At 62.7% G+C, this 18,379-nt stretch carries 18 protein-coding genes; 9 read left to right on the top strand and 9 right to left on the bottom strand.

Annotation, left to right across the window (positions count from 1 at the left end; translation table 11 throughout):
• Positions 1–29: 29 nt before the first annotated feature.
• The 3 genes from APH36_RS15080 to APH36_RS15070 form a co-directional block, all read right to left on the bottom strand.
• Positions 30–272 carry a hypothetical protein gene (locus APH36_RS15080; protein ID WP_019099472.1) on the bottom strand — a complete coding sequence of 81 codons (243 nt, stop codon included), beginning with the start codon at positions 270–272 and terminating at the stop codon, positions 30–32.
• 97 nt (positions 273–369) lie between these two features.
• Complete coding sequence (gene gloA, locus APH36_RS15075; protein WP_060499290.1) at positions 370–897, bottom strand: lactoylglutathione lyase; 528 nt, start codon at positions 895–897, stop codon at positions 370–372.
• Positions 898–1,122: 225 nt separating this feature from the next.
• On the bottom strand, positions 1,123–1,482 hold the full coding sequence (locus APH36_RS15070; RefSeq protein WP_060499289.1) for a histone-like nucleoid-structuring protein, MvaT/MvaU family: 360 nt from the start codon (positions 1,480–1,482) through the stop codon (positions 1,123–1,125).
• A 361-nt stretch (positions 1,483–1,843) separates the two neighbouring features.
• On the opposite strand from APH36_RS15070, the gene APH36_RS15065 reads away from it, so the two are divergent.
• Both APH36_RS15065 and cobF read left to right on the top strand, forming a co-directional pair.
• Complete coding sequence (locus tag APH36_RS15065; protein WP_060499288.1) at positions 1,844–3,133, top strand: OprD family porin; 1,290 nt, start codon at positions 1,844–1,846, stop codon at positions 3,131–3,133.
• Between the two features lie 67 nt (positions 3,134–3,200).
• A complete protein-coding gene (cobF, locus tag APH36_RS15060; RefSeq protein ID WP_060499287.1) occupies positions 3,201–3,944 on the top strand; it encodes a precorrin-6A synthase (deacetylating) in 744 nt (247 codons plus the stop codon).
• 53 nt (positions 3,945–3,997) lie between these two features.
• Here cobF and APH36_RS15055 read toward each other — a convergent pair whose 3' ends face one another.
• A complete protein-coding gene (locus tag APH36_RS15055) occupies positions 3,998–4,348 on the bottom strand; it encodes a response regulator (protein ID WP_060499286.1) in 351 nt (116 codons plus the stop codon).
• 247 nt (positions 4,349–4,595) lie between these two features.
• On the opposite strand from APH36_RS15055, the gene APH36_RS15050 reads away from it, so the two are divergent.
• Genes APH36_RS15050 through APH36_RS15030 form a run of 5 tightly spaced genes read left to right on the top strand, consistent with a single transcriptional unit; the run spans position 4,596 to position 11,095 of the window.
• Positions 4,596–8,063: a response regulator gene (locus tag APH36_RS15050; RefSeq protein WP_060499285.1), complete on the top strand. Its 3,468-nt coding sequence runs from the start codon at positions 4,596–4,598 to the stop codon at positions 8,061–8,063.
• Positions 8,060–8,881 (top strand): protein-glutamate O-methyltransferase CheR, encoded by an 822-nt coding sequence (locus tag APH36_RS15045; protein ID WP_019099468.1) that lies wholly within the window; start codon positions 8,060–8,062, stop codon positions 8,879–8,881. Before APH36_RS15050 ends, APH36_RS15045 begins: the two co-directional genes overlap by 4 nt.
• The gene (locus APH36_RS15040; RefSeq protein ID WP_060499284.1) at positions 8,878–9,453 is read left to right on the top strand and encodes a chemotaxis protein CheB; all 576 of its coding nucleotides are present in this window, start codon (positions 8,878–8,880) and stop codon (positions 9,451–9,453) included. The genes APH36_RS15045 and APH36_RS15040 overlap by 4 nt, the downstream gene beginning before the upstream one ends.
• Complete coding sequence (locus APH36_RS15035; protein ID WP_060499283.1) at positions 9,447–10,673, top strand: hybrid sensor histidine kinase/response regulator; 1,227 nt, start codon at positions 9,447–9,449, stop codon at positions 10,671–10,673. The genes APH36_RS15040 and APH36_RS15035 overlap by 7 nt, the downstream gene beginning before the upstream one ends.
• Positions 10,674–10,717: 44 nt before the next feature.
• On the top strand, positions 10,718–11,095 hold the full coding sequence (locus tag APH36_RS15030) for a response regulator (RefSeq protein WP_060499282.1): 378 nt from the start codon (positions 10,718–10,720) through the stop codon (positions 11,093–11,095).
• 109 nt (positions 11,096–11,204) lie between these two features.
• Here the strand turns inward: APH36_RS15030 and APH36_RS15025 are convergent, their stop codons facing one another.
• The 3 genes from APH36_RS15025 to APH36_RS15015 are packed head-to-tail and all read right to left on the bottom strand — an operon-like array spanning position 11,205 to position 13,845.
• Entirely contained in the window at positions 11,205–11,786 is a 582-nt protein-coding gene (locus APH36_RS15025; protein ID WP_060499281.1) for a TetR/AcrR family transcriptional regulator, read from the bottom strand.
• 12 nt (positions 11,787–11,798) lie between these two features.
• Positions 11,799–12,647, bottom strand: coding sequence for a 3-hydroxybutyryl-CoA dehydrogenase (locus tag APH36_RS15020; protein WP_060499280.1), 849 nt, complete (start codon positions 12,645–12,647; stop codon positions 11,799–11,801).
• A gap of 13 nt (positions 12,648–12,660) precedes the next feature.
• On the bottom strand, positions 12,661–13,845 hold the full coding sequence (locus APH36_RS15015; protein ID WP_060499279.1) for an acetyl-CoA C-acyltransferase family protein: 1,185 nt from the start codon (positions 13,843–13,845) through the stop codon (positions 12,661–12,663).
• A 168-nt stretch (positions 13,846–14,013) separates the two neighbouring features.
• Here APH36_RS15015 and APH36_RS15010 point away from each other — a divergent pair, with 168 nt between their 5' ends.
• Complete coding sequence (locus APH36_RS15010; protein WP_060499278.1) at positions 14,014–15,024, top strand: AraC family transcriptional regulator; 1,011 nt, start codon at positions 14,014–14,016, stop codon at positions 15,022–15,024.
• 43 nt (positions 15,025–15,067) lie between these two features.
• Here the strand turns inward: APH36_RS15010 and APH36_RS15005 are convergent, their stop codons facing one another.
• The gene (locus APH36_RS15005; protein ID WP_060499277.1) at positions 15,068–15,505 is read right to left on the bottom strand and encodes a carboxymuconolactone decarboxylase family protein; all 438 of its coding nucleotides are present in this window, start codon (positions 15,503–15,505) and stop codon (positions 15,068–15,070) included.
• Between the two features lie 202 nt (positions 15,506–15,707).
• On the opposite strand from APH36_RS15005, the gene APH36_RS15000 reads away from it, so the two are divergent.
• On the top strand, positions 15,708–16,904 hold the full coding sequence (locus APH36_RS15000; RefSeq protein WP_060499276.1) for a cyanate transporter: 1,197 nt from the start codon (positions 15,708–15,710) through the stop codon (positions 16,902–16,904).
• Here the strand turns inward: APH36_RS15000 and APH36_RS14995 are convergent.
• A complete protein-coding gene (locus tag APH36_RS14995) occupies positions 16,897–18,330 on the bottom strand; it encodes a PLP-dependent aminotransferase family protein (RefSeq protein WP_060499275.1) in 1,434 nt (477 codons plus the stop codon). The genes APH36_RS15000 and APH36_RS14995 overlap by 8 nt on opposite strands.
• Positions 18,331–18,379: the final 49 nt, after the last annotated feature.

Here is an 18,379-nt window from a genome sequence, read left to right as displayed (position 1 = left end):
CGAAGAGGCCAGTACAGGCAATCAAGGGATCAAAACACCTTGTGCCCCTCATCCAGCTGCTGGTCAACCAGGGCCCGGCCGTGAGCCAGCGACACATGCTGCGCATTCTCAAGGTCCGAGAAAAACTTCATTGGCATCGACATGCGCCTGCTGGTATGCCCGTCAGGGGCGGTGATCAGGCAGCCGGCGGCATAGGGCAGGGGAGAGTCGGGGTGGGGCATCACGCTGGCGGTGATGGTGTGCTTGCGGTATTCACAGTGAAGAGATTGCATCGTCCTTACCTCGCTGTGGCATGTGAAGCAGTTACCTTCATATACCACAGCAAGGGGCCGGGAGTTCCCGGCCCGACGAGCGCACGGCGATGAACGCTTAGCCTTCGAGTTCGGTTGGCTGGATCACTTCCACCCAGTAACCGTCCGGGTCCTTGACGAAGGCCAGGTAGTTCATGCGCCCGTCCTGCAGGCGTTTCTGGAACGGTACGTCCAGCGCTTCGAAGCGTGCACAGGCGGCGCGCACGTCCGGCACCGAAATGCAGATGTGGCCAAACCCGCGCGGGTCGGTGTTGCCGTTGTGGTAGGTAAACCCGGCATCGTTTTCGGTGCCGTGGTTGTGGGTCAGCTCCAGTACGCCAGGGATCGACTTCATCCACTGATGGCGTGCGGCGTCATCGGCAGGGATCTGCGCCGGGTCGACCAGGGCCAGGAAGTACAGGCTGAAAGCGGCTTCGGGGAAGTCGCGCTTGTCCACCAGGCGAAAGCCCAGCACGCGGGTGTAGAAGTCCAGCGATTTCTCGATGTCCTTGACCCGCAGCATGGTGTGGTTGAAGACGAACTGGGCGGTGGCGGTGTCTGGCTGGGCGGTGACGCCAGGCAGGGTTTGCAGATCGTGCAGGCTCATGGGAACTCCTGAGACGGGGCCGGGGCAAGGGCACCGGCAAAACGGACAGGCTGGCCATGATACGGCAGTGCGCCGATAGCGCAAATGAAAGCGCCCTGCACAAGGCAGGGCGCTGGAATTAGAGGCCCGCATGTGCGGGCGCGTGATGGGGTCGCTAGTCCTTTAGCTGTCTCGATACTGAGCCAGTCCTTGTGAAAAAAGTGTGAAGTGCGCGTGGACGTTTCATCAGCGTACCCAGCTGTCTACCGTCGCGGCGCCGTACTGTTCTTTCCAGGCCTTGAGCCCGCGGTGGTTGCCGCCTTTGGTCTCGATTCGCTCGCCGGTGTGCGGGTTTTGATACACCTTCACCACGCGTGGGCGGCGCTGTTGCTTGGGCGCGGCGCCAGATACCCGGGTCACGGCTTTCGGGTCGAGGATGGCGATGATATCGCGCAGGCTCTTATCATAGCTTTTCATCAGGCCGACTAGTTTCTGCTCGAATTCGATTTCGCGTTTTAGGCCGGCATCCTTTTTCAACGCTTCCAGTTGCGCCATCTGTTCCTGGAGCGCTTTTTCGGCAGCACGAAACTCTGCAAGTCTGGACACTGTAATCACTCCTGTACGTCGGTCGTGGGAGGGCGTGACGAACATTGAGGAAGAATGAAAACGCCGGCCACGCGGGTGGGTTCTGCTGTTCGCTGATATCGAGTGTAGTCATTCATGGGTACTGGGTAAACTGCTAACTTTTTGTAAGTAATTTGGGAACTTTCCTAGTTTTGCGCGCGTTATTTCGCCGGTTTTCTGCGGCGACCTGCCGGGACGCTTAGACCATGGTCCAATGGCCCGTGCCAGAGCCTTTGCGCGATCATTTCAGATGATGGTCGGCTATTGTTCTGGCCTGTCGCAGTACCGTGACCAACGCGTGCCACAGGTTGTTAACCCGTTTTTATTCTGGATGTTTCCTCGCATGTTTGCCCCTTTCCCCCTCGCCCCCGGGCGCCGTGTTGCCGGCCTGTTCCTGTTGTGTGCCGGCGTCAATGCCCAGGCCGCCGGTTTTCTGGAAGACAGCAGTGCCAAGCTTGAAGCACGCAATGTCTATTTCAACCGGGATTTTCGTGACGGCCACAGCAGTTCCAGCCAAGGTGCGTCCAAGCGCGAAGAGTGGGCACAAGGCTTCATCCTCAATGTGCAGTCGGGTTATACCCAAGGCCCGGTAGGTTTTGGTGTGGATGCACTGGGCATGTTCGGCTTCAAACTGGATTCCAGCCCGGCCGACAGTAACAGTGGTTTGCTGCCGTCTTCCGGCCACGACCCACGGCACTCGGCCGACCAGTACGCGAAGATGGGCCTGGCGGCAAAGGTCAAGGTCTCCAACACCGTGCTCAAGTACGGTTCGATGATGCCGGATATGCCGTTGCTCAAGTACAACGATGGTCGCCTGCTGCCGACCATGTTCCATGGCGCCATGCTCACCTCTGAAGAACTGCACGACCTGAAGTTCACCCTGGCTCGCCTGAACAAATACACCGCCCGGGATTCCACCGACCGCCAGGACATTCGCGTGCACTGCAAGAACAAGCGCTATGCCTGCGATATCGAAGCCGACCACTTCGACCTGGCCGGTGTCGATTACCGTTTCAACGAGCGCTTCAGCGCCCAGTACCAAGTGGCCAAGCTGGAAAACATCTACCGCCAGCACTTCCTCGGCCTGGTGGTCAGCCAGCCGCTGGCAGTCGGCAGCCTGTCGGCCGATCTGCGCCTGATCAAGAGTGACGACATCGGCAATGCCCGCGCTGGCGCAATCGACCACCGCGCCTTCAGCGGTATGCTCGGCTACAGCCTGGGTGGCCACAAGCTCAGCGCCGGCTGGCAGCGCATGTATGGCGACAGCGCCATGCCGTACCTGGATGGCAGCAACCCGTACCTGGTCAACTATGCCCAGGTCAACGACTTCGCTGCCGCCCAGGAGCGTTCCTGGCAAGTACGCTATGACTATGACTTCAAGGCGCTGGGCGTGCCCGGCCTGACCTTCTTCACCCGTTACATCAACGGCGACAACATTAAGGTGCCGGGCAGCACGGCCGAAGGTAAGGAATGGGAACGCGACACCGAGTTCAAGTACCAGGTGCAAAGTGGCACGTTCAAGGATGTCAGCGTACGCCTGCGTAATTCCACTTACCGCAGTAACTACGAGAAGTGGGCGCGTGACATGGACGAAACACGGGTAATTGTCAGTTATAACTTCTCGATGTTCTAAGCGATCGCTTTGCCAAATACCAGCTGCCAACTGACAATGGCGGCTGGTTCCCGCAAAGGGCAGGGCAATGAAAAACCTGTTGTTGATCGGCATCGGCCCGGGTGACCCGCGCCAGGTTACCTATGAGGCCGTCGATGCGTTGCGAAAAGCCAGTGTGTTCTTCGTGCTCGAAAAAGGTAGCGACAAGGATGAACTGGTGCGTCTGCGCAAGGGCATTCTGCAGCGCTACCGGCCCGAGGGCGGCTATCGCCTGCTACAAGTAGCCGACCCTTTGCGCGATGCCCGGGCGGACGATTATCTGGCTGCGGTACAGGGCTGGCACCGGCAGCGGGCTGCGCTGTATGCGCAGTTGATCGAACAGGAAATTGACGACGGCGAAACCGGCGCTTTTTTGCTGTGGGGCGAGCCGACCCTGTACGACAGCACCCTGCGCGTACTCGATCTGGTCCGAGAACGTGGCCTGGCGCTACGCCTGCAGATAGTCCCTGGCATCAGCAGTGTGCAGGCGCTGGCTGCGCGTCATCAGGTGCCACTCAACCGCATTGGCGAGCCGCTGACCGTGCTACCAGGGCGGCGCCTCACCGGGCAGGGGCCAATCGACAACGTGGTGGTGATGCTCGACGGGCAGTGCGCGTTTGCCCAGCTGGATGATCCAGCGTTGGTCATCTACTGGGGCGCTTACCTGGGGACCGAGGATGAAGTGCTGATTGCTGGGCCGTTACAGGCGGTGAAGGCGCAGATTCTGGAAGTGCGTGAGCGGGAACGGCGGCGCAAGGGGTGGATCATGGATACCTACCTGTTGCGCAGGTAGTTGTGAGGTGTATTGCCTGTGCCCGCGAATAAGCCGGTACAGGCAACCCTATCTCAAACCGGGCCGAGGATGGCCACCACCTTGTCCCGCAACTGATCGATACTGAACGGCTTGCCGATCATGTGCATGCCCTCGGGCACATTGAGGCTGTCTGCATAACCGCTGGCGAACAGTACAGGCAGTAGAGGGCGCAATTCGCGCGCCTTGCCGGCGAGCTCTTCGCCACGCATGTCCGGCAAACCCACATCGGTCATCATCAGTGCCAGCGCCTGGCTCGCGTCTTCGAGCACCCGCAGGGCGGCTGCGGCGTCTTCTGCCTCGATCACTTCGTAGCCCAACTCATCGAGCACTTCGACCATCAGCATACGAACGATGTCGTCGTCTTCGACTACCAGAAGGTGCATGGTACGGGTCCTGTGCAATGAATGTCTTTAATCTGTGCACCGGGCGGCACCAGAAGTTCCCGAGGATACCGATCCATGCAATCAGATGGAACGATTGGCGCACGCCACCTTCAAATACTGGCTAAATGCCCTGCCAGACCTGCCAAAGCTGGTTAGACTCGCTTAACAGGACGGCGCAGTGGCAGACAACTATAACGATTGATCAGCCACGCTTTTCAATGGACTTTTCTTGCTTGGGCCCTTTCACATGATGCAATCAGCCTTGATGGACCAACGAAGCTTTCGCAAGCTGTTGAGCCGCAACATCGGTCTCCCGCTGGGGGTGGGCCTGCTGGGTGCCGTGGCCTTTGTCGCGGTGATCAACTACCTGCTGTCGGCCATGCAGTGGGTTGAGCATACCGACCGGGTGATCGGTAATGCCAACGAAACGGTCAAGCTGTCGATCGACATGGAAACCGGCATGCGCGGCTTTCTGATCACTGGAGACGAGCGTTTCCTCGACCCCTACGAGGTGGCCAAGCCGCGTATTCTGGCCAGCTTGCAGAGCCTGCGCGGCATGGTCGAGGACAACCCGCAGCAGGTCGACCGCATTGATCGGCTGATTGCCCTGCAGCAAGCGTGGAATACCTTCGGCAGTGAGATGATCAACCTGCGCCGCAACCAGGGCGATTACCAGGGGTCGATCGGCAATGGTCGGGGCAAGCGCCTGACCGACGAGATCCGTAAGGAATTCGATGGCCTGATCGGCACCGAGCAGCAACTGCGCATGGCACGCAACGAAAAGGTCAGCAGCGTTACCGTCACCGCCATTTCAGCCTTTTTGCTGTTCATCGTCGGCCTCAGCGCCTTGTTGGCTTATCTGGGGCGGCGCGACCTGCTGGCGTTGTCGAACAGCTACGAAGAGAACTTCAAGGCCCAGCAACGTGCAGCCGAGCGCCTGGAACACCAGGCCTGGCTGCGCAATGGCCAGACCCAACTGGCCGAACAGGTGCTGGGCCAACTGACCCTGCCCATGCTCGGTGACAACATCCTACGCTTCTTTGCCCGCTACCTGGGCAGCGTGGTGGGGGCGGTGTATGTGCGTGACGAACACGGGCGCCTGGTGCGTGTGGCCACCTATGGCCTGGACGCTGAAGAGCAAGCCCGGGAACAGGTGAAAGGCGATCATGACGGCCTGCTGGCTCAGGCCGTACGTGAAGGCCGACTGCTTTGCCTTGAGGAACTGCCTGAAGACTATTACCGCTTGAGTTCCGGCCTGGGCAGCGGCCTGCCACGCAATGCCTTGCTGATGCCGGCGATTGATGGCGGCCATATCAACGGTGTGGTCGAGCTTGGCTTTCTGCGCCCCCTGGAGGCGCGTGATCACGAAATGATGGAACGCCTGGGCGGCAACCTCGGCATTTCCATTGAAAGTGCCCGCTACCGCCAACGCCTGCAGGAAGTGCTGGCCGAAACCCAACAGCTGAACGAAGAGCTGCAAGTGCAGCAGGAAGAGCTGAAAACCGCCAACGAAGAGCTGGAAGAACAATCCCGCGTGCTCAAGGAGTCTCAGGCCCACCTTGAAATCCAGCAGGCGGAGCTGGAGCAGACCAACGAGCAGTTGTCCGAACGCACAGAGGCGCTGGACCTGAAGAACGACGAGCTGATGCAGGCTCAGGACGAGCTGCAGGCGCGCGCCGACGAGCTGCAGCGCTCGAGCAAGTACAAGTCCGAGTTCCTGGCCAATATGTCCCACGAGCTGCGCACGCCGCTGAACAGCTCGCTGATCCTGGCCAAACTGCTGTCGGAAAACGCCGAAGGCAACCTGAGCGATGAACAGGTCAAGTTCGCAGATTCGATCTACTCGGCCGGCAATGACCTGCTCAACCTGATCAACGACATTCTCGACATTGCCAAGGTCGAGGCCGGCAAGCTCGAGGTGCGCCCTGAAAGCACTCAGGTGGAACGCCTGGTCGAGGGCCTGCGCGGCATGTTCGAACCGCTGGCCGGGCACAAGGGGCTGGCCTTCGAAGTAAACGCTGAACCGAATGTACCCGCCACCCTGTTCACCGACCGCCAGCGCCTGGAGCAGATCCTCAAGAACCTGCTGTCCAATGCCATCAAGTTCACCGAGCGTGGCCAGGTGAGCCTGAACATCGGTTACCAGGCTGGCACTGGCATTGTCTTCGCTGTGCGCGATACTGGCATCGGCATTGCCGCCGACCAGCAGCAGGCCATTTTCGGTGCCTTCCATCAGGTCGACGGTACCAGCAACCGCCGTTACGGTGGCACCGGCCTGGGGCTTTCGATCTCGCGCGACCTGGCGCATTTGCTGGGCGGGCAGATCAGCGTTGACAGCAGCCCTGGCAAAGGCAGTGTGTTCAGCCTGATCCTGCCAGAGCACTACGAAAGCGTGGGGCACAGCGTGGAGCCCCTCAGCCTGCGCCCGGCGGTCGACACCCTGCCGCCTGCCCCTCAGGTGCCGGTGGCGGCAGCGCCAAAACGCCCGTTGCCGGCGTTTGACGACGACCGTGAGCGCGCGCCGTTCGGCAACCGCTGCATCCTGGTGATCGAAGACGAACCCAACTTCGCCCGCATCCTCTTCGACCTGGCCCATGAACTGGGTTACAGCTGCCTGGTGGCGCAGGGCGCCGACGCAGGGTTCGAGCTGGCCGCCCAGTACATCCCCGATGCGATCCTGCTGGACATGCGCCTGCCCGACCATTCGGGCCTGACGGTATTGCAGCGCCTCAAGGAGCAGGCCTGCACCCGGCACATCCCGGTGCATATCATTTCTGTCGAAGACCGGGTCGAGGCCGCCATGCACATGGGCGCTGTCGGCTACGCGGTCAAGCCCACCAGTCGCGACGAGCTCAAAGAAGTGTTCGCCCGCCTGGAGGCCAAGCTGACCCAGAAGCTCAAGCACATCCTGCTGGTGGAAGACGACGACCTACAGCGCGAAAGCATTGCCCGCCTGATTGGCGACGACGACGTCGAAATCACGGCCGTGGCCATGGCCCAGGACGCCCTGGAACTGCTGCGCGAGAACATCTACGACTGTATGATCATCGACCTCAAGTTGCCCGACATGCTCGGTAACGAGCTGCTCAAGCGCATGACCGCCGAAGATATCCGTTCCTTCCCGCCGGTGATCGTGTATACCGGTCGCAACCTGACCCGCGAAGAAGAAGCCGACCTGCTCAAGTATTCGCGTTCGATCATCATCAAGGGCGCTCGCTCGCCGGAGCGCCTGCTGGACGAAGTCACGCTGTTCCTGCACAAGGTCGAGTCGCAGTTGTCCAATGAACGCCAGCGCATGCTCAAGACCGCACGCAGCCGCGACAAGGTGTTCGAAGGCCGCAAGATACTGCTGGTGGACGATGATGTGCGTAACATTTTTGCCCTCACCAGTGCCCTGGAGCACAAGGGCGCGATTGTGGAAATCGGCCGCAACGGGCGTGAAGCCATCGAGCGCCTGGAGCAGCATGACGACATCGACCTGGTGCTGATGGACGTGATGATGCCGGAAATGGACGGCTTCGAAGCCACCCGCCTGATCCGCCAGCAACCGCGCTGGCGCAAGCTGCCGATCATCGCCGTGACCGCCAAGGCCATGAAGGATGACCAGCAGCGTTGCCTGCAGGCCGGGGCCAATGATTACCTGGCCAAACCGATCGACCTGGACCGCCTGTTCTCGCTGATCCGTGTATGGCTGCCGCAACTGGAGCGAATTTGACTAGCGAACGTAACACCGACATCGAGATCCGCTTGCTGATCGAGGCCATCTACCTCAAGTACAGCTACGATTTCCGCAACTATTCCGGCGCTTCGATCAAGCGCCGGATCCTTCACGCGCTGCGCCAGTTCGACTGCCTGACGGTGTCGGCGCTGCAGGAGCGCGTGCTGCACGACCCGGGCATGTTCATGCAGTTGCTGCAGTACCTGACGATCCCGGTTAGCGAAATGTTCCGCGACCCGGGGCACTTCCTGGCGCTGCGCAACGAAGTGGTGCCGTTGCTGCGCACCTGGCCTTCGATCAAGGTGTGGATTGCGGGCTGCAGCACGGGTGAGGAGGTGTACTCCATGGCCATCCTGCTGCGCGAGGAAGGCCTGTTGGAGCGCACCATCATCTACGCCACCGACATCAACCCGCATTCGCTGGACAAGGCCAAGCAGGGTATCTACTCGATGCAGAGCATGCGCGAGTACGCGGAAAACTACCGCATCGCGGGCGGTCGCAGGGACTTTTCCGAGTACTACACGTCGGCCTACGGCAACGCCATCATGGACAGCACCCTGCGTGACAACGTGACCTTCGCCGACCATAGCCTGGCCACCGACAGCGTGTTTTCCGAAACCCAGCTGGTGTCGTGCCGCAACGTGCTCATCTATTTCAACAAGGAACTGCAAGACCGCGCCCTGGGCCTATTCCATGAATCCCTGTGCCACCGCGGCTTCCTGGTGCTGGGCAGCAAGGAGTCGGTGGACTTTTCGGCCTACAGCGACCGGTTCGAGCCGCTGGTCAAGCCTGAACGGATCTACCGCAAATCATGAACGGCGTACGCGCGGTGGTGATCGGCGCCTCGGCGGGCGGCGTGACGGCGTTGTTCACCGTGCTCGGCGCGTTGCCCGCCGGCTACGGCATCCCGGTGGTGTGCGTGCTGCACCTGCCGGATGACCGCGACAGCCAGTTGGCCGAGGTGCTGCAACGGCGTTTGCAGCGCCCGGTGTGCGAGGCTCGCGACAAGCAACCGCTGAAGCCCGGGCAGGTGTATGTGGCAGGGCCTGGCTACCACTTGTCGGTGGAGCGCGACTTCACCCTGTCGCTGAGCCAGGAGCCACCGCGGCATTTTTCCCGGCCATCGATCGATTTCCTGTTCATGTCGGCGGCTGACGCCTACGGTGACGGCCTGCTTGGCGTGTTGCTTACCGGTGCCAATGAAGATGGCGCCGAAGGGCTTGCCTACATCAAGAACAGCGGGGGGCGGACCATCGTCCAGGACCCCCGTGACGCACAGGTTGCGCTGATGCCTGAGGCCGCCCTGGCCCTGCACCAGCCTGACCATATACTTTCTCTGAGTGGCATCGAGCAGTTGCTCGCCGCCCTGGAATCCAGCGCATGCTAAGCCACACCATCGCCAAACTGTTGATTGTCGACGATCTGCCGGAGAACCTGCTGGCCCTCGACGCCCTGATTCAGGGCGAAGGCCGCGAGGTGCATCAAGCCCAGTCTGCAGAGGCCGCATTGTCGCTGCTGCTCGAACACGAGTTCGCCCTGGCCATCCTCGATGTGCAAATGCCAGGCATGAACGGCTTCGAGCTGGCTGAGCTGATGCGTGGCACGGAAAAGACCCGCAACATTCCCATCGTCTTCGTCACCGCAGCCGGGCGTGAGATGAACTATGCCTTCAAGGGCTACGAAAGCGGGGCGGTGGACTTCCTGCACAAGCCGCTCGATACCCTGGCGGTGAAGAGCAAGGTGTCGGTGTTCGTCGACGTGTACCGCCAGCGCAAGGTGCTGGACCGCCAGTTGCAGGCGCTGGAGCGCAGCCGCCAGGAGCAGGAACTGTTGTTGGCCCAGTTGCAGACGGCGCGAGGCGAGCTGGAGCATGCCGTGCGAATGCGGGATGACTTCATGTCGATCGTCGCCCACGAGGTTCGCACGCCGCTCAATGGGTTGATCCTGGAAACCCAGCTGCGCAAGATGCACCTGGCACGCGGCAACCTTGCAGCGTTCAGTGGCGAGAAGCTGCAGGCGATGGTCGAGCGCGATGAACGGCAGATCAATAGCCTGATTCGCCTGATCGAAGACATGCTCGATGTGTCGCGTATCCGCACCGGCAAGCTGTCGCTACGGCCCAAGACCTTCGACTTGAGCCAACTGGTAGGTGGCCTGGTGGAGAATTTCGCTGCCCAGGCCACTGCTTTGGACACGCGTATCGAGCTACAACGTTGCGAACCGCTGCACGGTGAGTGGGACGAATTTCGCATTGAACAAGTGGTGGTCAACCTGTTGTCCAATGCCTTGCGATATGGTGAGCGCAAGCCGGTGCAGGTGCGGGTGTTCGAACAGGACGGCCTGGCGTGCGTGCAAGTGCAGGACCAGGGTATCGGCATTGGTGCGGCCAACCAGCAGCGCATTTTCCAGCAGTTCGAGCGGGTGGCTACCCAGCAAGCCAGCGGCGGATTGGGCTTGGGGTTGTTTATATCGGAACAGATCGTGCAGGCCCATGGCGGGTGCATCCGGGTCGACAGTGAAGAGGGCAAGGGGGCCACGTTTACCTTGCAACTGCCGCTGGCAACCTACGAACAACAAAACGACCAGGCGCGGGCAACCTCTGCATGAGCCTGGGGTCTGATGGCCAACTGTAAGCATTTCAAGGCGTTAACATGAGTGAAGATGCACAAGATGTAGTGCTGATCGTCGAGGATGAACCGGCGATTCGCATGATTCTGCGGGATTACCTGGCGGGCGAGGGGTATCACGTGCTGGTGGCCGAAGATGGCGAGCAGGCGTTTGCCATCCTGGCCAGCAAGCCGCACCTGGACCTGATGGTGACGGATTTCCGCCTGCCGGGTGGTATCTCCGGGGTGGAGATTGCCGAGCCTGCGGTGAAGTTGCGGCCGGACCTGAAGGTGATCTTCATCAGTGGCTACCCGGCGGAGATTCTCGAATCGGGCAGCCCGATCACTCGCAAGGCACCGATCTTGGCCAAGCCGTTTGACCTGGATACCTTGCACGAGCAGATCCAGGCACTCCTGCGATAACTGAGTTGGCTTTTTCGCGGGCAAGCCCGCTCCCACAGGTACGCCACAGATTTCAAGCACAGTGGAGGTCCTGTGGGAGTGGGCTTGCCCGCGAAGAGGCCGGCACAGGCTACTGCAAGGTTCGCTCAATACCCCCTACCAACATACTCTCCATCAACCCCAGCCCCTGCTCCTCAGGCAGCGCCTTCAACATCCCCGGCAACTGGTTAAGCAGCGTCGCCACCACATGCGCCGTCGCCACCAGGGCTTCCCCTTGCAGCTTCGCCTGCGGTGCAATCAGCCTCAGCAGCCCCGCTTCATAACGCGAACGCAACAACGCCAAACGCGCCCGCTGTTCGTCACTCAGGCAGCACAAATCCCGCTCGGCCAGCCGAAACTGCATGGGCCGCTCGGCATGCAACTGCCAGTGCGCCGCAATCAGGCAGCTCAACGCCGAGGCCCCACGCGCCATGGCCCGGCGGCCCTGGTCCAGGGTGGCCTGCAGTTCCTCGTACAACTCCTCGATCAGGTCGTACAGCAAGTCCTGCTTGCTCGGGAAGTGATGGTACAGCGAGCCTGCGGTCAGCCCCACATGGGCCGCCAGCTCGCGCATGCTGACCTGGCCAAAGCCCTTTTCGGCAAACAGCGCCATGGCCCGGTCACGTCGCTCTTCAAAATTGGCACAGCGCATTGCGGCATTGACCGGGGGCATGGCGCAGGGCCCTCAATAGGTGAAGAAGCCGCGACCGCTCTTGCGCCCCAGCCAACCGGCCGCGACCATTTCCTTGAGCAGCGGGGCAGGGCGGTATTTGCTGTCGTTGAAGCCCTCATGGAAGGCCTCCATGATCGCCAGCAGCGTGTCCAGGCCAATCAGATCGGCCAGGGCCAGTGGGCCGATGGGCTGGTTGCAGCCCAGGCGCATGCCGGTGTCGATGTCCTCGGCACTGGCCAGACCCTCCTGGCGCACGAAGATCGCTTCGTTGATCATCGGCACCAGGATGCGGTTGACCACGAAGCCCGGGCGGTTGCCGGCGGTGATCGGTGTCTTGCCGACCTTTTCGGTCACCACCAGCGCCTGGGCATAGGTGCTGTCGCTGGTCTGCAGGCCGCGAATGATCTCCACCAGCGCCATCATCGGCACCGGGTTGAAGAAATGCACACCAATGAAACGCTCGGGGTGATCGATGCTGGCAGCCAGCTGGGTGACCGACAGCGACGAGGTGTTGGTGGCAATCAGGCAGTCGGCAGCGACGTTGGCCGCCACCTGCTGCAGGATGCGTTGCTTGAGCTGCAGGTTCTCGGTCGCGGCTTCGATCACCAGCTGTGCACCGTTGAGCTGGCTATAGTCGGTGCTGGTGCGAATGCGGGCTTTGGCGGCTGCGGCGTTGTCCGCATCCAGGGTGCCTTTGTTGACCTGGCGCTCGAGGTTTTTGCTCAAGGTGGCCACACCACGCTCCAGTGCTGCGTCGGACACGTCCACCAGCAGCACCTGGTAGCCGGCCACTGCGCACACCTGGGCAATGCCGTTGCCCATGGTGCCGGCGCCGATCACGGCGATTTGTTCAATGCTCATGTGTCAGCCTCCCTCAGACGCGTTCGAAGACCACGGCAATGCCTTGGCCGCCACCGATGCACATGGTGGCCAGCGCGTAGCGGCCCTGGATGCGCTGCAGTTCATGGATGGCTTTGGTGGCGATGATCGCGCCCGTGGCGCCCACCGGGTGGCCCAGGGAAATGCCCGAACCGTTGGGGTTGACCTTTTCCGGGTCGAAGCCCAGCTCGCGGGCCACGGCGCAGGCCTGGGCGGCGAACGCTTCGTTGGACTCGATCACGTCCAGGTCCTGCACCTTCAGGCCGGTCTTTTCCAGCACCTTGCGGGTGGCCGGGATCGGGCCCAGGCCCATCAGCTCAGGTTCGACACCGGCGTGGGCGTAACCCACCAAGCGGGCCAGCGGCTTCAGGCCCAGGCGGCGTACGGCGTCGCCCGTCGCCAGCACCAGGCTGGCGGCGCCGTCGTTGATGCCGCTGGCGTTGCCGGCGGTGACGGTGCCGTCTTTCTTGAACACCGGCTTCATGCCGGCCAGTTGTTCAGCGGTCACTTCGCCACGCACATGCTCGTCGACACTGAACTGCACGCTGCCTTTACGGGTTTTCAGCTCCAGCGGCACGATCTGGCTGTCGAAGCGGCCTTCGGCAATGGCGCGGGCGGCGCGGCGCTGGCTGGTCAGGGCCAGTTCGTCCTGCATTTCGCGGGTGATGCCGTGTTTGGCCGAGACGTTTTCGGCGGTGATGCCCATGTGGAAGTGCTGGAACGGGTCCTGCAGCACGCCGACGGTGTAGTCGATGCCTTGCAGGTCACCCATGCGCGCGCCCCAGCGTGCCTGTGGCAGCAGGTATGGGCCACGGCTCATGGATTCGGCACCGGCTGCAACGGCCACGTCGGTGTCCCCCAGCAACAGCCCCTGGGCTGCCGAAACGATGGCCTGCAGGCCCGAGCCGCACAGGCGGTTGACGTTGAACGCCGGGGTTTCCTTGGGGATGCCGGCGTTCATTGCTGCCACACGGGCCAGGTAGGCGTCACGCGGCTCAGTGGGGATTACCGTGCCCATCACCAGATGGCCAACGTGATCGGCGGCCAGGCCCGAACGCTCGATGGCAGCACGGGTAATGGTGCTGGCCAGGTCGGCCAGCGGCAGGTCCTTCAGGGAGCCGCCAAAGCCACCAATGGCTGAACGGACGGCACTGACGACGTAGATTTCTGCGTTGCTCATAGGGGCTCCGATTGCGAAGGCATGGCGGGACCGGGCCAGGCTCTGCGAGAATGGCCGGCGGTCCCGGAGTGGGATCGAGTCTAGGCAAAGGCTCTGTTGCAGCCTATGCCGGAACTGTTCAAACAACCTGGCACTTTTTGCCACTCAGCATAGACAGCGAAAACCGCCATGCGCGATAGCGATTCGGTCGCCGTGTACTTTCTCAACGCCATGCTCCATGCCCTGCGCGACAACCCCGCCGAGCGTGATGCACAGCTGCGTGCCGTGGGCATCGACCCACAGCTGCTGGAACAGCCCCAGGCCCGCGTGCCGGCCAGGGCCTTCGCCCAGCTCTGGCTGGCGATGATTCAACGGCTGGACGACGAGTTTTTCTGCCTCGACAGCCATGGCATGCCGTTGGGCAGCTTCGCCCTGATCTGCCGGGGCTTGATACTTGAACCGAACCTGGAAAAGGCCTTGCGCCAATGCATGGGCGGCTTCGGCCTGTTTCTGCGCGACCTGCGTGGCAGCCTGACGGTCCGTGGCGGGCGGGCGCTGATCAGCGTGCAGTCGAACATCGCCGACCCGCTGACCCGGGTGTATGCCGAGGAAACCTATTTGGTGCTGATGATCGGCATGCTGTGCTGGCTGGCCGGGCGGCGCATTGCCATCGACCGTACCGAGCTGGCGGTGTCGCGCCCGGCCCAGGAGGACGACCTGCTGCTGTGGGGGCCAGACTTGCGCCTGGGCAGCGGCCGTACCGAGGTGGAATTCGACAGTGCCTACCTGCGGTTGCCGGTGGTACAGGACCTGCCAGCCTTGAAAACCTTTCTGCGCACTGCGCCACAGGGGCTGGTGATTCGCTTTCGTAACCAGAACGGGCTGGTGGCCGAGGTGTACCGGCGTTTGCGCGCACTGCGTTATGGCCAGTGGCCGACATTGGCGGCGCTGGCGCAGCAGCAGGGGGTCAGCGCCAGTACCTTCCGCAGGCAGTTGGACCGGGAGGGGCGTTCGTATCAGCAGATCAAAGACGAAGTACGCCGGGCGATGGCCTTCGAGCGCTTGCGCGAAGGGGTGTTGAGCATCGCCGAAATCGCCGAGCAGGCGGGGTTCCAGGAGCCCAGTGCGTTCCACCGTGCGTTCAAGAAGTGGACCGGGCAGAGCCCCGGGAGCTATCGGGCGCGGTTGACTGGGCGTTGATGTGTCACCTGTGGTGGCCTCTTCGCGGGCTACCGGTTAATGATCAGGACGGCACCATGGCAAACCCGACACCAAACCGGTTCCAGGCATTGATGGTGGCAATCGCCAAGGTCAGGTTGGCCACCTCGGCCGGTTCGAAATGTGCCTGCAAGGCTTCATATTCCCCCTGCGGCGCCCCATGCTCAGGCAAGCGGGTCAGGCTCTCGACCCAGGCCAGTGCCGCACGTTCACGTGGGGTGAAGTAGGTGGTCTCACGCCATACGCTCAACGTCTGCAAGCGCGCCTCAGTCTCGCCGGCCTTGCGTGCATCGTTGGCATGCAGGTTCACGCAGTAGGCGCAGCCGTTGATCTGCGATGCCCGCAGGCGCACCAGCTCCAGCAGGGAACTCTCCAGGCCGCTCTTGGCCAGGGCCTGTTCCAGGCCGACCATGGCTTTGTAGGCTTCGGGGGCGTGCTTGGCCCATTCGATACGGTTGTGCATGGCTGTCTCCAAAGGATATGGGGTGGGAATGGCACTACTGTAGCGCCGCCCTTTGGCCACCCGCGATAGCCAATCCCGCGCATATGCAGGAGGCCAATCGACCATTCAGGTGGCCACTGACAGGCATCCAATCTCTTCATTTCTGCCAGGCTGACCGAGCCGGGATAATGGCCGGGTCTTGCTACAAGAGAACCGATTCACAATGAGAGCTGCGTTGAACCTGTTGCTGGTGAGTCTGCTGGCGCTGAACTTGCGGCCGATCCTGACCAGTATCGGCCCGTTACTCGAACCTATGCGTGCCAGCACTGGCCTGGGCTACCAGCAGGCCGCCTTGCTGACGGCGTTGCCGGTGCTGTGCATGGGGCTGGTACCGTTGCTGCAACCCTGGCTGCGGCGCTGGATCAGCGAGCATGGCGGCATGCTCGGTGGCCTGGCTGCGATCGCCCTGGCCTGCCTGTGGCGCCTGCAACTGGACAGCGCCTGGGCGTTGATTGCCAGTGCGGTGGTCGCGGGCCTGGGCGTGGCGGTGGTGCAAGGCATGATGCCAGGGTTGGTCAATCGATGGTTCCCTGGGCGGCTGGCCGGGGCGATGGGCCTGTATTCGGCGGCACTGATGACGGGCGGCGGCCTGGCGGCCGTGCTTGGGCCACATATCAGTGGCCACTTCGGCCACTGGCAGGCCGGCCTGGGCCTGTGGGCAGCCCCGGCAGTGCTGGCGGTGCTGGCCTGGGTCGTGCTGCGCCCACGTCAGGAAGCACCGAAGCTGGCGGGCGCTGCGGGTGGACACTGGTTCGGCACCCGCCGGGCGTGGTTGCTGGCCTTGTACTTCGGCCTGATCAATGGCGGTTACACCAGCATGGTGGCCTGGTTGCCGGCCTACCATATCGAGCACGGCGGCAGTGCCCAGGGTGGCGCCGACCTGGTCGGCCTGATGACCATTTTCCAGGTGGCTGGCGCGCTCGGCCTGCCACTGCTGCTGCGGCGCTGGGCAGATCGGCGTCCAGGCCTCTGGCTGGCGCTGGCGATTCAGCTGGCGGGTTTCCTCGGCCTGCTACTGGCCCCCACGGTGGCTGCAGGACTGTGGGTCGCCATGATCGGCTTTGGCCTGGGCGCCTGCTTCAGCCAGAGCCTGACGCTGACCCTGGAACACCTCAAGACGCCTGCCGAAGCCGGCAGCCTGGCGGCATTCGTACAGGGGATCGGCTTTATCATCACCGGTATCGTGCCGTACATCACCGGCTGGTTGCGTGACGTGAGTGGCGACTTCCAGGCATCGTGGATGCTGCTGACCGTGACCGTGATGGCGATGCTGCTGGTAACCGCCTGTTTCAACCCGCGTGGCTATGCTGCGGCCATCGCGCGCCCGCCCGCGGCGGGCAGGGCCGCGCCGGTCAGCTGAGGCGTTGCAGGGTATCGCGCACCCGGTCCAGTGCCGGGTCGATGTCCAGCAGCTCGATAGCGCCAAAGCCCAGCAAAAGCCCCGGGCGTACCGGTGTTTCGCTGAAGAACGGCGCCAGCGAATACAGGCCCACCTCCACCTTGCGCGCCAGGTTGGCCAGCAACTCGACATCGACCCCAGGCTTGGCCAGCGCGCTGAGGTGGAAGCCCGCGCTGGCAGGTATGGCGCTGAACCACGGTGACAGGTCGCCGCCCAGGCGCGCCAGGATACGTTCGCGGCGGGCGCTGTAAACCTCATGGCAGCGGCGGATGTGCTTGTTCAGGTGGCCTTCGCCCAAAAAGCGCGCCAGCGCCCACTGCAGCAAGGTCGGGCTGTGCCAGTCACTGAGGTGCTTGGCCACGCAGGCCGCCTGCAGCACGGCAGGCGGCAACACGGCATAGCCCAGCCGCAGCTCGGGCAGCAACGTCTTGGAAAAGGTCCCCACATAGGCCACCAGGCCATGGCGGTCGAGGCGCTGCAATGCGTCCGCTGCCGGCCCGTGGTAACGGAACTCGCAATCGTAGTCGTCTTCGATGATCAGCGCGCCCAGCTCAGCCGCCCGGGCCAGCAGGGCGTGCCGACGTGGCTCGCTCATGGGCATGCCCAGCGGGAACTGGTGTGACGGCGTTACATAGATCAACCGGGTGCCATCGGCGATGTGCTCGACGCGCAGGCCTTCATCATCCACCGGAACGGACTGCACGCGCGCACCAAGGGCCAGGAACAGTTGCCGGGCGGGTGGGTAGCCGGGGTCTTCCATGGCCACTTGGCAACCGGGTTCCACCAATACCCGGGCGATCATGTCCAGCGCTTGCTGGGCGCCGTTGCACACCAGCAGGTCGGCTGCGCTGCAGTGCACGCCGCGGGCGTAGGCGATGTGGTGGGCAATGGCCTCGCGCAGCTCCGGCAGGCCCTGGGCCGGAAACTGCCGCTCGGGGTGGCGCTGGCTGCGGCGCAGGGCGTAGTTCAGGCAGCTGCGCCACGGGTCGAAGGGGAACTGTGCCTTGCTTGAAGCACCACCGATAAAGTCATAGCGGGAGGGCGCTTGCAGCTGGCGTTGGCCGAGCACGGTGGCGCGCTGCTGCCAGCGCTCGAGGGACGCGGCGCCGGCCAGGGGGATGGTGGTGGATTCATGGCTACGCAGCGGTTGGCGCGGCGTGATGAAAGTGCCACGGCCGACCACACCGCTGAGCAGGTTGTCGTAGGTAAGCCGCGAATAGGCCTCGGCCACCGTCTTGCGCGACACGCCCAGTTGCTCGGCCAGCAGGCGGGTGGGTGGCAACTGGGTGCCGGCGGTCAGGTGGCCACTGTCGATACCGGCGCGCAGTTGCTGATAGAGCTGGTCGGCCAAGCCTTTGCGGCCCTCCAGGCGAATGTGCAGTTCCATGGGGCGGTCCGGAGCGGGGGAGTGCTCAGGATAGCGGATTGGCCAGGGA

The sequence above is a fragment of the Pseudomonas sp. NBRC 111133 genome, from assembly GCF_001320605.1.
Taxonomy (GTDB): Bacteria; Pseudomonadota; Gammaproteobacteria; order Pseudomonadales; family Pseudomonadaceae; genus Aquipseudomonas; species Aquipseudomonas monteilii.
This window is presented reverse-complemented; position numbering and strand designations above follow the sequence as displayed.

Bases quoted from the DNA above. Each gene is read 5' to 3' on its own strand.
- APH36_RS15005 (WP_060499277.1), bottom strand. From the start codon at position 15,505: ATGCACAACCGTATCGAATGGGCCAAGCACGCCCCCGAAGCCTACAAA.
- APH36_RS15025 (WP_060499281.1), bottom strand. From the start codon at position 11,786: ATGCCCCCGGTCAATGCCGCAATGCGCTGTGCCAATTTTGAAGAGCGA.
- APH36_RS15040 (WP_060499284.1), top strand. From the start codon at position 8,878: ATGAACGGCGTACGCGCGGTGGTGATCGGCGCCTCGGCGGGCGGCGTG.
- APH36_RS15035 (WP_060499283.1), top strand. From the start codon at position 9,447: ATGCTAAGCCACACCATCGCCAAACTGTTGATTGTCGACGATCTGCCG.
- APH36_RS15020 (WP_060499280.1), bottom strand. From the start codon at position 12,647: ATGAGCATTGAACAAATCGCCGTGATCGGCGCCGGCACCATGGGCAAC.
- APH36_RS15000 (WP_060499276.1), top strand. From the start codon at position 15,708: ATGAGAGCTGCGTTGAACCTGTTGCTGGTGAGTCTGCTGGCGCTGAAC.
- APH36_RS15010 (WP_060499278.1), top strand. From the start codon at position 14,014: ATGCGCGATAGCGATTCGGTCGCCGTGTACTTTCTCAACGCCATGCTC.
- APH36_RS15055 (WP_060499286.1), bottom strand. From the start codon at position 4,348: ATGCACCTTCTGGTAGTCGAAGACGACGACATCGTTCGTATGCTGATG.
- APH36_RS15030 (WP_060499282.1), top strand. From the start codon at position 10,718: ATGAGTGAAGATGCACAAGATGTAGTGCTGATCGTCGAGGATGAACCG.
- APH36_RS15050 (WP_060499285.1), top strand. From the start codon at position 4,596: ATGATGCAATCAGCCTTGATGGACCAACGAAGCTTTCGCAAGCTGTTG.
- cobF (WP_060499287.1), top strand. From the start codon at position 3,201: ATGAAAAACCTGTTGTTGATCGGCATCGGCCCGGGTGACCCGCGCCAG.
- APH36_RS14995 (WP_060499275.1), bottom strand. From the start codon at position 18,330: ATGGAACTGCACATTCGCCTGGAGGGCCGCAAAGGCTTGGCCGACCAG.
- APH36_RS15065 (WP_060499288.1), top strand. From the start codon at position 1,844: ATGTTTGCCCCTTTCCCCCTCGCCCCCGGGCGCCGTGTTGCCGGCCTG.
- APH36_RS15015 (WP_060499279.1), bottom strand. From the start codon at position 13,845: ATGAGCAACGCAGAAATCTACGTCGTCAGTGCCGTCCGTTCAGCCATT.
- gloA (WP_060499290.1), bottom strand. From the start codon at position 897: ATGAGCCTGCACGATCTGCAAACCCTGCCTGGCGTCACCGCCCAGCCA.
- APH36_RS15080 (WP_019099472.1), bottom strand. From the start codon at position 272: ATGCAATCTCTTCACTGTGAATACCGCAAGCACACCATCACCGCCAGC.